This is a genomic window from Leisingera sp. ABD4_442 (assembly GCF_056160905.1).
Genome location: NZ_JBSWYB010000032.1, coordinates 39,494 through 51,975 on the forward strand (window position 1 = coordinate 39,494; position 12,482 = coordinate 51,975).

Annotated in this window: 8 protein-coding genes and 1 pseudogene; 2 read left to right on the forward strand and 7 right to left on the reverse strand. The window is 58.0% G+C overall.

Annotated features, from left to right (window positions below; genetic code table 11):
- Nucleotides 1-38: 38 nt before the first annotated feature.
- The 7 genes and pseudogenes from ACXAHG_RS18685 to ACXAHG_RS18715 form a co-directional block, all read right to left on the reverse strand.
- Nucleotides 39-296, reverse strand: coding sequence for a hypothetical protein (locus ACXAHG_RS18685; protein WP_475059761.1), 258 nt, complete (start codon nucleotides 294-296; stop codon nucleotides 39-41).
- Nucleotides 297-687: 391 nt separating this feature from the next.
- Complete coding sequence (locus tag ACXAHG_RS18690; protein WP_475059763.1) at nucleotides 688-1,149, reverse strand: hypothetical protein; 462 nt, start codon at nucleotides 1,147-1,149, stop codon at nucleotides 688-690.
- Nucleotides 1,150-1,397: 248 nt separating this feature from the next.
- Complete coding sequence (locus tag ACXAHG_RS18695; protein ID WP_475059766.1) at nucleotides 1,398-1,649, reverse strand: hypothetical protein; 252 nt, start codon at nucleotides 1,647-1,649, stop codon at nucleotides 1,398-1,400.
- An 8-nt stretch (nucleotides 1,650-1,657) separates the two neighbouring features.
- Nucleotides 1,658-2,635 (reverse strand): annotated as a pseudogene (locus tag ACXAHG_RS18700) (transposase); the annotation flags it as partial.
- A 294-nt stretch (nucleotides 2,636-2,929) separates the two neighbouring features.
- A complete protein-coding gene (locus ACXAHG_RS18705; RefSeq protein WP_475059769.1) occupies nucleotides 2,930-6,313 on the reverse strand; it encodes a metallophosphoesterase in 3,384 nt (1,127 codons plus the stop codon).
- 322 nt (nucleotides 6,314-6,635) lie between these two features.
- Complete coding sequence (locus tag ACXAHG_RS18710) at nucleotides 6,636-7,331, reverse strand: hypothetical protein (RefSeq protein ID WP_475043764.1); 696 nt, start codon at nucleotides 7,329-7,331, stop codon at nucleotides 6,636-6,638.
- Between the two features lie 59 nt (nucleotides 7,332-7,390).
- A complete protein-coding gene (locus tag ACXAHG_RS18715) occupies nucleotides 7,391-8,062 on the reverse strand; it encodes a hypothetical protein (RefSeq protein WP_475059771.1) in 672 nt (223 codons plus the stop codon).
- Nucleotides 8,063-8,485: 423 nt separating this feature from the next.
- Here ACXAHG_RS18715 and ACXAHG_RS18720 point away from each other — a divergent pair, with 423 nt between their 5' ends.
- Complete coding sequence (locus ACXAHG_RS18720) at nucleotides 8,486-8,848, forward strand: SRPBCC family protein (RefSeq protein ID WP_475059774.1); 363 nt, start codon at nucleotides 8,486-8,488, stop codon at nucleotides 8,846-8,848.
- A gap of 921 nt (nucleotides 8,849-9,769) precedes the next feature.
- Nucleotides 9,770-12,482, forward strand: a 2,713-nt coding sequence (locus tag ACXAHG_RS18725) for a beta strand repeat-containing protein (RefSeq protein ID WP_475059776.1), incomplete at its 3' end; no start/stop codon positions are given.

A 12,482-nucleotide genomic window follows, 5' to 3' on the forward strand; every position in this document is an offset into this window, starting at 1 on the left:
GGTTCTGGGCAGCAGGGCTGCTTTCCTTCCCCGCATCGTCAGGGCAGCGGGGAAACCGCGTCAAAATGCGTTGCCGCCCAGGTCAGCACCTGGCCATCTGAAACGGCCTCCGGCGCCTCAGCGGCCGCGCGGCGCAGATAGGTCTTTGTCGGCCAGTCCTGACCGCCGCCCTCAGTCACTCCGTTGATGTTGGTCCGGACGAACAGGTCCTGCGGGTCTGCCTGCCAGATCCCCGTGGTGAAGAAGGCGCCGAATTCCCCGAAGTAGGCCGCCCCCTGAACATTGGCGATGGTCAAATCTGTGTTTGCACCGCTGTAGTCTGACAGGTGGTATGTGCTTCCATCGCTTATTCCCCGGCACAAAACCCCAAGCTTCCCCGTCAACTGTCGGGGGCAAATCTGCTGTCTGTTTCGGGAAATCCGGATAGGGCGAAAAACTGCCCGCTGAGGGGCTTTTCCGCCCGCAGGGTAGTCCGGGGCGGAAATCCGCACAAGGCCGCTTACAACCCCTTTAAAGGGTATTTAACGGCGATGTTTGTTCCGTGCCGCCGGGTGCATTTGCAGCTTGCGGCCCCAAAGCTGCCTGCATCATTGAAAATTCACCCGGTTCGGCCTAAATTGGGGGTGCGCCTGAGCCATTCGCTCGACCGGTTCTTCCGTCAAGGGGTTGCGACCTTGCAGGCGCTATTCACTTCACCCGCGTTGTTGTTCTGAACAGCCGCTCCGCATACCGGCGCACCGGGCTGTAGAAGGTGCTGAGATAGATCTCGCAGCCGTCCTGTGTCGCCTTGAACACTGCCGCCCAGTATTCGCCGTCTATCTCTTCCAGGATAGTCAGGCTTTTCGGGTTGTCCCGCTGAAGCACGGCGCCACGGTCAAGGACCCGCTGAAGATCCGCGAACCGCTCAATCACCGCCTCCGGGTGCTTTTCCCGGGTTTTGCCTGCGGTGTAGTCGGAATAGCTGACAACGCGGGTGCGGGTGCCGATGGCGTCGGCCAGCTCCTGGGGCAGCACAGCGACCGGCGCCGATCCGGTGGCGGTTCCCTCATGGATACGCCGAACACGCCAGCTCGTTGCCAGATCGCGGGCGGCGGCATGGGCGACGGCCGGGTCGGCTTCATCCAGTTTACCTTGCAGGAATTCCTCCATGCGGCGCTGGCGGAACTGGCCGGGGTTACTTTACCAGCCGGGGGCAGGCTAGCCCTGTCGACGATATCTGCCCTGGAGAGCCTATGCAGTCTGGGTACACGAATATCTGCTTTGGTGACACCACCTCTAGGACCAATCACCCGGGGTCTACTGGGGTCAACCATCTCCACATCAAACTCGCCAAAGTCCACATCTTCGCTGACATAGTTATAGTAGATCAGGGAAAGGCAGATGTTGAGTTCGTCAGGTTAAAGCTGAGTTGCACGCGGATAGACGAACTGAGATGCGCCTCGCTCGCCATCTACAATGTAGTGTTGGATGTTCATAGGAATTTCACGCTGCACACCAAAGTACAGCGGGTTCCGGTGATGATCATCATATGCCGACCACTTTTGTGGGCGCACGAACTCATACAGTAGTTTTGCCAGCTCCACGTTTAAGGCGAGGTCATCCTTTCTGCAGACAATCTTCAATGACTGCTGGATGTCGTCGAAACTCATATCGCCGGAACCTGGCGGGCGTCTTCATGATCCTCGCGGGTGATCGGCCGGAAATCCATATTCGGGCAGCAGAACTGCTTTGAGGGACAGGCCTGGCAGATATTCTTGAGACTGCGGTATTTGGCGCCCCCCTTGCCAGCCGGTCCCCGGTTCGGGCCGGAGTAGTTCCGGCGAAACTGCTTCAGAGCGTGGCTTTCGGGGCAGATGTACCGGTTGCTCTCGGCGTCCCATTCAAAATCAGTGCGGGTCCAGGCGCCATCCCTGCGGCCAGCCTTGCCGATAACAGGGAAATGCAGGGCCTTTACGCCGCAGTCCATTGACTGGCCGGATCGGAATGCGATGTGAACTTGGGCTGAACAGGTGCTGCTGCACCAAAGGCCGCCTCGTCCAGCACCTCAAGGTATTCCTTCACAGCACGAGGCGCATCGTCCGGATCAATGGTGCTGTGATCCCAATCTTCCTTGGGTGCGGAGTTTTGCTTGCTGGCATCGGCCTCGATCAGGCTGGCATCAACAGCCAAACGCTGACCGCTCACCAGGCCTTCCAGGATGCACCGCGCCACAGTCGCTTCGAAAAGGTGACGCAGGAGTTCGCTCTCACGGAAACGGCCATGTATTACCCGGCAGGCGGTTGCGAAGCAATCTGCCGAGAGGGCGGTTCTTGGAATAGGTCGAGTGATCCGGGATGCGGTCAGTCAAATCAAGGCGGCAAAACCTACGATAGGCCAGGTTCAAATGCACCTCTTTGCAGAGCCGCCGCTCGGATCGAATGCCAAAGCAATAGCCAGCCAGTAGCATCCGGATCAGCAACTCAGGATCGGCCGAAGGGCGCCCCGTGTGACTGTAAAACTCCACCAAGTGGGAGCGAATGCTACTCAGATCGACAAACTGATCAATCGACCGCAGCAGATGGTCCAGAGGCACGTGATCTTCCAGCGAGAACGCGTAGAACAGCGACGCTTGCGCTTCCTGCCTCGGACCTATCATCGCTCAATCCCCCATTTAAAACGGAAATTGAACCAGCGGATTCAGTCTCGAACGGGGGCGAGTTTTTCAACGAAATACGCCAAAAGCCGTCTTTTGAACCAGACCGAAACAACAGGCAGCTGCAGTTGTTTTGGGACATTCCTCACCTTCGCGGGAAACCATTGCCTCAATGAAACCGTGGCCGACAACGCAACATATACCAGCGCGATTCACGCTGGCGCAGCTGGTGAGCCGTTTGCTCCCAGTGGTGGCTGAATTCCGCAGGGCGACGTGCAGGACGCTGAAACAAACCAGTCATACAAAGACAAAGTCATCAGCACCAAGGACATTCAAATTGGTATCGCGCAAGGTGGCCATAACTGCACCTGGTGTTGTGATCACGGCGTCAGCGCCGGCTTGCGTAAAACCAAGATCCCCGATGCCGCTTACACCGGTGATATTTTCGAAGCGGAGGACGTCGGTCCCGTCCTCGAAATCGGCAATGGTATCCGCCCCGTCAGTGTCGTCAGAGAAAATGAACTCGTCTGCGCCTGCCTGGCCAAACAGCGTATCATCGCCGGAATTTCCGGACAGTTCATCGTCTCCGGTTCCGCCGATCAGCTCGTCATCGCCGGCCAGTCCAAAGAGCTGATCATCACCAGAGAGCCCATTCAGATTGTCATTGTCAGCGCTGCCGTTGACCACATCATCACTGCCGGCAAGCAAGGGGTCAGCGCCTGGCAAGTCGATCGTGTAGCTGTCAATCAATGTGCCGCCGTCAGCATTCGACCAAAATTCAAAGGTGATCGTCGCATCACTGGCCTGGACCAGCATGGTGCCGTGATCATCATTGTAACGCACTGCACTGCCCGCAATTGGCGTTTCGAAGTCACGCAAGGTGCGCCCGCCAGCCCCGGTAACGAAATACGGCAAAATGTCCCCGTCTCCATTATCGTCACGCAGGACCCGTTCGTAGTCATGGTCGTGACCGGTAAGCACGGCGGTGGCGCCCCAGTCCTCGAACGGCCATTGCATGGTCGAATTCGATCCGTGGTTCCCGGACGAATAGGAGGCGTGATGGAAGTAGACGATCTTGTACAGCGCATCGGAATTTGTCATCGCCGCTTCAAGCCACTGTGCCTGCGTTGAGCTGCTGGACCGGCCATCGGGCTCCTGGCCATTGCTGTTGATGGCAAAGAAATGAACCGGACCCATTTGGAAGTCGTAGTAGCGCTCGTTGTCCGGCAGAGTGAAGTAGTCCAGGTACACGTTCAAACCGGTATCTGAGTAATCGTGGTTGCCAAGTGACGGGAAGAAGAGGTTGATGTCACTGCCCGGCCCGTAGCTCCCCGTATAATTGCCGATGTAATCACTGAACGAGGGGCCGATCTGATCATCAATCAGCGGATCATAGCCATTGTCGCCGGTGGTCACGATGAAATCGACATTCATGCTATCGATTATGCCGGCCATGGCCAGCATGCCCGGGCTGGCCTCGTAGTCGCCAAATGCTGCAAAGCGCACTTCATCGACATCCGCGACCGATACGGTCACGCTGCGGGTGAGGCTGTGCCCGCCGGTGTCGATAGCGGTGATATCCAGGTCGATCCCGCTGCCCTGTTCGTAGTCGAGACGGGCGCCGTCTTTGAGTTTCAGCTGGCCGCCAACAACCTCGAAACGCGGGTCGCTCAGCAAGAAACTGTGCGTATCGCCGGCATCCGGATCTGTCACACTGAGCGTCCCTGCGACCAGACCCGGCGCATTTTCGACCAGATCCTGGCCCGGGAGGAAGGTGATATCTGTTGGCGCACTGCCGCTGCCGCTGCTGCCCACGGTGAAGACGACAGTTTCCGAAAACACCTGAGTGCCGCCTAGACCATTCCCGGAATAGCCGGAAACCATCAGCGTATGCGGGCCAAGATCAATTGAACCGGCCGCGAGATCTCCGCCGCTGTCGCCGAACAGGGCATAGGGCGCCACGTTTTCTGTGGCTGTAAGTGACCCTGAATCCAGATCAAATCCGATAGACTCGACGGCGCCGGGATCTGCTGGAACCGCCACGATGTTCACGGCCTGGCCAACCACCAGGGAGGGGTCGACAAATCCGCCGTTCATGATTGTTGCCAGCACCGTATCGGTATCCGCATCGTAGAGACCAAGCGTAACGGCAGAGGGGGGCAGCGCATCATCCAGGATCGTCACTGTTACATTAGCCGTGCTGACATTGCCCAAAGTGTCGCTGGCAGTGATTTCGACCATCTCAGTCTGAACGCCGCCTGAACTCTCGTCATAGTCCGCGGGGGTGTCGCGCACGAGTAAGCCGCTCTGAATTGAATAGGCCCCGGATGTGACGCTGAGGCTGCCCACACCGCTAGGGTCGCTCGCAGTCACTGCAATGCCGGTAGCAGTTTCCCCCTCCGTCAGGCTGCCGTTCGCAGCCACGATGCTAGGGCCGTTTGTGTCTGGCGGCGGTCCGCCGCCGTCATTAAGTCCGTATTCGAGATAGTCAATCCGAAGCGGTTCGCCGCCGTCCTTGGTGCCCACCAGTTCGATCAGGTCACCCGGTGCCAGCGGCACAGCAGCGACGGTGCGTGTCACAAAGGAGGACGCGTTCGCAAGGCTGCCGCCCGGGTCAGCATTCCAGACGAATGTGTCAATGGCGCCTCCGTTCAGCAGGATCGAAAGTTGCGAGGCCCCATCATCTTCGTCAAAGTAGCCAAGTGTCAGATCATAGCTGCCTGCGGCCGCGCCAAATGTGTATGACGCGCGCTGCTCGCCGCTGCTTCCTGCCTGCAAGTAGGCGTTTCCCGATGCGCTCGAATTGCTCTTAACATTGAACCCGCTCAGGATATTGAGAGATTCCGCCTCAACGCGGACCGGTTCCGCAGGCGGCGGTGCATCATTGATGCTGACCGTGAATGAGGTAATTGAACCGGCAGCGGGCGCGGCATTTCCCAGCGTGTCGAGCACTTCGGCACCAGCCAGTGCAACCGTGTAGCTGCCGTTATCCTCAGCGCCCCAACTGCCGCCAGGTGCCGTCAGCGTATAGTCCACTGTCCGTGGCGTGCCGTCTCCCGGCTGACCAACGCTTATGCTGGTTACAGCCAGTGGTCCAGACGGGGCTGTAACGACGATGTCGGCGGGATCAAGGCTCGACACGTCAACCCCGCTGGGGTCTGCATAGGTCACCGTGACAGTCGTGGTTGCCGCCCCTGCGTCGGCAAGCGTCAGATCCGGTGCTGCTGCCGACTGAACCACCGGACCGGTAACATCGGGCCCGGGTTCTCCAACCTGCTCAAGACTGAGATAGTCGACCCGAAGCGGTTCCCCGCCGTCCTTGGTACCAACCAGTTCGATTAAGTCGCCAGGTGCCAGTGCGATACCGGCAATGGTTCGGGTCACGAAGGAGGACGGGTTCGCAAGGCTGCCGCCTGGATCGGCATCCCAGACGAAAGCATCAATTGCCCCCCCGTTGAGCAGGACCGAAAGTTGCGACGCTCCATCGCTTTCATCGAAATACCCGAGCGTCAAGTCGTAGCTTCCGGCAGTCTCGCCAAACGTGTGCGAGGCGCGCTGCTCACTGCTGCTACCCGCCTGCAAATAAGCATTGCCCGACGCGACGGAATTGCTCTTAACATTGAAGCCGCTGATTAGTGTGAACGTCTCCGCTTCAATCTGAAATGTGTCGCCAATAGCCATATCGCCACTCCCCCGAGCCACGAACCTACTTGCCAATGCAAGGTGCCATCCGATCTCGACGCGAGAGAAGGTTTCGGCCAGGAGAAAGTTGAATGGCGGAACCGTTTCCGGAATGGAACTGCGCAAATAGCACGATACGCTATCATACCACACCCAGGGGTTCGCCCCAAACAGCACACAGAATTGCCATTGGAACGCAAATTCTGAACGCAATAGCAGTGCCGCTAGCGGGCCTTTGAGCTGGGTTGGCTTCCAGCCGGGAACCCACGTGCAATATTTGTTGCAGTTGCTGGCAGCATGGTAAAGCCAGTTGCCAGTGTGGCTAGCGTTTGTCCGGCCCGGTGCCGCGTGAAAATCTAAGAACGAGCCCCTGTTCAGCGATATGCTCGGCAAGCACAATGTTCAGGTATGTAATCCCCGCCAGTTCCGTGGATTCCTCGAGAACTGTCAGGAAGATGTAAAGCGTGTCCTTTCCGGCCCGCGCGGCATAAAAACCGCCGATCCCTTCAAGCACGATAGCCCCGAAGAAGAAGATAGCGAGCGCGGTAAGGAGTTGCTTTGCCAAGTTACGCGGCAACGCCAGCAGAAACGGAATAAACAGAACAACGAAGGTTCCCAGAACCACCAGCCCGGCAAAGATCCAGCCATGATGGAAAAAGTGCTCACGGAACACCGGCGGGGGAACCTTTTCATGCAACTGGGCAACTTCGTCATAGGCCATTGCGACCAAGGCCAGTGCGGCCAAAAGCCAATACAAGTTCAGGGCCGTTTTTTTGCTCCGCTGACCGATGATGAAGGTCAGCACCGCAAACTGAGACGCCATCAGCATGAGCAGGAAGCTTAGCACAGTCGGAATGCTGATCTCGTTGTTCAGAATGAAACGGTCCGCGATCTCGATGATCAGGCGGTTCCCGCTGCGGGATTTCACCTCCGTCATTATCATCGAAAGAACGGCTAGCGCAGGAATGCCAAAAAGAATGAACAGCCACAGAAGTTTCGAAGATAACGGAATTTCCATTTCACCTGGCCTGTCCGGAGCCCGGTGCTGGTCACTGGTTTTCTGCCTCCCAGCCCCCGTCACCGCCTTGCACTTTCCAGAATGGCAGCCGTACTAGCCTTGCACAGGAAGATTGCCCAGCAAATGGCACCGGTAAATTTCGCGCCGTCCTCAATAAGTATGCGGAAATCTCCAATGTTGGATTGAATCGAGGATTGCACCCTGTCAATCACAAGCGAAACTGCGAAAAGGAATGCCGCTGCGATTGCGAATCCGGCCGGGAACCGCTTGAACTGCTTCCTGAACAGAACACATCCGGTTGCCGCGATCAGAATATAGGCCAGAAACACCGCTTTCTCGTTCAACGGGAAGTTCTCGTGGATGAGAAACAGATCATCAAGCGTGAGCAGAACGGTCAAACCTCCGAAGTACCCCAGAAACAATGCATTAGACTTATCCTCGGCGAGCACATCCAGCATTGCAGAGGAAAAAAGAGCAATCACAGCCCCGGCTGCCCATGCCAGCACGCCAAGGCTGGAAAGATAGCCGGCGTAGAACGGTACCTGGCCGATCTGAGTCGGGTCGCGTGTAAAAAAGCCATACTCCCTGTCCAGAATATCTGCTGCAGGGATGATCAAAGCAATCATTGCAACGCAGAAAACCGCTAAGACAGCAGGCAGGGCGCGGTACATCCGCTGCAATTGGGCCATTCCGGCTCCGTCATTTCGGCGCACTTTTCCGGTTTTTTTCACAGCAGGTCACTAGAGAAAGCATTGTTTGCATGCATATCTTTACGTGTAGGTTAGCATGCTTTCTGCCCAGGTGAGAAAAAAACGCGGCAATCGGTTCAGCCTCTAGGGGCAGAGAGGCTCTGGCTCGTTATTGACACCGCGTCTTCTGGCTTAAGGAAGCTCGAGAAATTTGAACCGGGAAGCTTCAATTAAGGTGACCTTCCGCCCCCGCCGCGAATTGTACATGTTGCCTTTTCCGAGACAACACCAACTCTGTCCATCCAGTTTCATCGGACAGCTTTGTCACACGAAGCTGCCTTTCGATGGAAGCACCTGGTCAAGCGCTGCGGGCCCAAGAGACCGTGTATTTCCCATGCCCAGAGAAAGTCAGCAATGTTCCATGATCCGGCCTTCACCATAACTCTGGCTTCACACTTGCAGCGAATGGCTATTCTCGGGACGCTGCACTGCGGCGGCCTTAGGTGGGGCGAACGGCAGGAAAGGGCCGCTCGCGACGTGCTGCACATGCGAGGGGATGCCAGGGGAGGGATGATCGCAAAGGGCTCAAAGCGCCGCAGCCACTTTGCCAATGGCACATCTTTGGTTGAAAGGGTGACGGCCTGGAAACCGGGCACTGGTTACACGGTTCGGCTTTCTGACATGGCAGCGTTTCCTCTGCACGAGGCTCGTTCTGAAGTCCACATCACCCCAACAGGCGGAAAGTCCAAAGAAACTTGGATCTTCGACTATTGCGTCAAACACGGTCCGCTTGGACGGCTGATGGTTGTGCCGAGAAGTCTGAACTGACGCTAGAGGCAACTCACCACTAGACTGTTCTGCCGCGGAAACTGCGACGGTGTTGCGCTGGACCAAAACGCCACCGATCTTCTCTGCGTTCTTTTCGAAGCGGGCGAAAAAAGTAGCTTCCGAGTTTTTCCTCAAGCTGGTCGGTCAACGCTGAAACTACACAGAGCTCCCTAGGAGCCTCAAAAGAGGCAGCCCCTTCTGAAACCCGGTTCTTCCGTTTAATTTCGCTCTTAGAGGGTATCCAGCCCCTGGCTTGGAGCTGCACTTCGATTTCCAATGAGGAGATGTGCATTCTTCCCAATTTTTTGCCCTTCCTGCGGAGCTGACCTGATGAGCTGTTTGTGGCAAGCATCCTTTGCAAAGTTCGGGCCGCCAGCAACCCAGAGTGCCGCAATGCCGTACTTTGCCTGGAGAGCCTTAGGTCGGTAACTTGATCTTTTCACATCTTTTCAAACCGTTGGTTGAACAGCTCGATAAACACGACTGTCCAGGCTGGCTCCGGCATGAAAGCAGCAACTCCAGGTGCGCCGGTCTTTCTTATCTTTCAGTTAAAGAATCATGCAGTTTGTGGTATTGATGTTCTGCAACCTCTATGCGTTCGGGGTTGGTGCTATTCTTGTTTGGGCGCAAGTGCACACGTTGTTAATGATACGGCTTTCCCAATTTCGAGCGCCCGGAATCAGTTTCTTTCTTCGGATTGAGCGTTGCATCGCTTTGTAACCTGAGCGGCGGGTTTGCCGGTCTGGCGAATTCGGTGACGCTTCCGGCTGCGAACGCGATGACCGGCCGGCCTATGGCGCCGCACTTCAATGCGCCAGGCGCAGGGGCGTGACATCGCCCAAATTTTCAAAACTCGGTTATCAGGTGGTTGCAGTCGCCGCGGCATGGATAGCAGCGGTGGTTGTAAAGGGGGGAATACAGATGGCTGGCGTTAATGTCCTAGACGGTTTTGGTGCAGTTGTAGCGACGTTCAATACGATCCAGGGCGCGATTAACAGCGTGCTGACGCAGGACGGTTTCACGATCCGGGTGATTGCGGCGGACTATGCCCCCGGCGTGCCGGAGGCGGTCACGGTCAGTAAGGAGCTGACCATCGAGACGGATACCAATGCGGGGGTTGATCCGAACACGGGCGTGCGCGGGGCGGAGGTGGCAGTCGACCGGTTTCTGGTTCAGGCAGGCAACGTGACGATTGACGGGTTCACGGTGTCGGGCACGTCGAACGACGAGCGCATCGAGGTTATCAACGGTGCTACCGGAGGGCTGATCTCCAACAATGTCATCGTTCAGGGCGCTCCGATACGGGCCGTGTGGATCAAGGGAGGCGCGGAGGTCAGCGGCAACAATATTCAAGCGGTTCTAGGGGGGATCACTCTCGAAACTATTGATACCATATCCAATATTCAGAACAATGTAATCTCTCTGTCCGCAGCATCTGGTGGCGTGGCTATCATACTATATGATGATCTTCAGAACTCTGTGGTCAGCGGCAATGACATTACCTTTACTCAGCCTAATACAGAAGGTGCCGGGATTGAGCTGGCCTCTTCCATGCGGGCCGTCACGCTGCAAAATAACTCTGTGTCCGGCGGCGGCAACGGCATCCAGTTTTTTCCTGCTATCAGTGCGCTTGATCAAAGCAGTGTGATTATTGCTGAGGATATTTCCAATTTCACTGGCCAAGCCAATATGGCGATGGTGCTGGATGCCCAGGTGCTGGCCAACGGTGTGGTCATCGACGAGACGGCGCTGGCCGCCACAAGCCGCTTCGCCAGAACGGATAACGTAGATCATCCCATCAGCATCTTCGACAATGGCACAGCCTATTTCAGCGATCTACAATCCGCCATCGACACGTCTTTCGAATTCGCAAGTATCACGCTGTCGGACAATTACGGCGCCGCCGGGGCCATCAGTGTCGGCAAGGAAGGTCTAACGCTGGATGTGCCTGCAGGCGCTTCGGGCACCCTCACCCTTGATCCCGGTGTCCTCGGTATTACGCTGACAGGGGATGGCAGCATGGAGGTTACCGGCGATTCCGTGAACAATCGTATCACGGGCAACGACGGAGCCAACATTCTCACCGGCGGCGATGGCGACGACAGCCTTGCAGGAGGCCAAGGTGACGATACGTTGAACGGGGGCGCAGGCACTGACACTGCGATCTATGCGGGCATCGCATCTGGCTACACAGTCGCCGACAATGGCGGCGGCGGTTTCACGGTCACAGACAACAATGCCGCAGATGGCGATGACGGCACCGACACGCTGTCAGGCATCGAGTCTATCGTGTTTAACGGCGCACCCGTTGCGGCAGCCGACAGCGGCACCGTGGCCAAAAACAGCTCGGCGGCAGTGGATGTGCTGACCAATGACACCGATGCGGACGGCACGCTTGATCCGGCCAGCGTTGAGATCGAGGCGGCAGATGATGCCAGCGGCAAGGTGAAGACCGTGCCGGGCGAGGGCGTCTGGACGGTGGATGACACCACCGGGGCGATCACCTTCACGCCGGAAGCCGGTTACGGCGGCCCGGTGACGGACATTGCCTATACGGTAGCCGACGACCAGGGCGCGCGCTCTGCGGTTGCGGCGGTCTCCATGCTAATCACCCCCGCTCCCTTCCGGGTTGAGGCAGAGGCGCTGACCATTGTCAGCGGCTTTACTGTCAAGAACAGCAGCCAGGCCTCCGGCGGCCAGTATCTGCAGGCGGGCGGCTCCGGCGAGCAGCGCGCGTCCTATACCTTCATGGATGCGGCGGGCAGCTATGATCTGACCATCGGCCATTACGATGAATCCGACGGCCAGTCGCAGATGAGCCTCTGGGTGAACGGCTTCCTGGCCGGCAGTTTTGTCTGGGACATGGACGCCGGTGATGCGGTCGCCAACCAGACCGCCTTTGCCGAGTTCACCTTCAGCGGCGTCACGCTGGCGGCGGGCGATGTGGTCGAGATTTCCGGCGTCAAGGACGGCGGCGAGCCGCTGCGCACCGATTACCTGGACTTTGCCTTCACCGGCAGCGGCGGCAGCGACACGCTGGCGCCCTTCGTGCAATCCTCGGCGGCGCCGGATGTGGGGGTGGCGGATGCGGGCCTGGCCAGCACCGGTGTCACCGTGACCTTCGCGGATAACGCGGCCATCGATGCCTCCAGCATCGGCACCGGCGATATCACGGTGACGGGCCCCGGCGGCCCGCTGACGGTGAGCGCGGTCAGCCTCGATGCCCCCGGCGACGGCACCCCGCGCACCGCAACCTACACCGTGGATGCCCCCGGCGGGGCCTGGGATGCGGCGGATGAGGGCAGCTATACCGTAGCGCTGCTGGCGGATGAGGTGCTGGACACCAGCGGCAACGCCGCCGCGGCAGACGCGGCGCTGGACAGCTTCACCGTCGATCTGTCAGTGCCGCTGCCCGATCCCTTCCGGGTTGAGGCAGAGGCGCTGACCATCGTCAGCGGCTTTACCGTCAAGAACAGCAGCCAGGCCTCCGGCGGCCAGTACCTGCAGGCGGGGGGCTCCGGCGAGCAGCGCGCGTCCTATACTTTCATGGATGCGGCGGGCAGCTATGATCTGACCATCGGCCATTACGATGAATCCGACGGCCAGTCGCAGATGAGCCTCTGGGTGAACGGCT

Excerpts from the sequence above, each read along its gene's own strand:
- ACXAHG_RS18690 (WP_475059763.1), bottom strand. The coding sequence starts at position 1,149 with ATGGAGGAATTCCTGCAAGGTAAACTGGATGAAGCCGACCCGGCCGTC.
- ACXAHG_RS18695 (WP_475059766.1), bottom strand. The coding sequence starts at position 1,649 with ATGAGTTTCGACGACATCCAGCAGTCATTGAAGATTGTCTGCAGAAAG.
- ACXAHG_RS18705 (WP_475059769.1), bottom strand. The coding sequence starts at position 6,313 with ATGGCTATTGGCGACACATTTCAGATTGAAGCGGAGACGTTCACACTA.
- ACXAHG_RS18710 (WP_475043764.1), bottom strand. The coding sequence starts at position 7,331 with ATGGAAATTCCGTTATCTTCGAAACTTCTGTGGCTGTTCATTCTTTTT.
- ACXAHG_RS18720 (WP_475059774.1), top strand. The coding sequence starts at position 8,486 with ATGGCTATTCTCGGGACGCTGCACTGCGGCGGCCTTAGGTGGGGCGAA.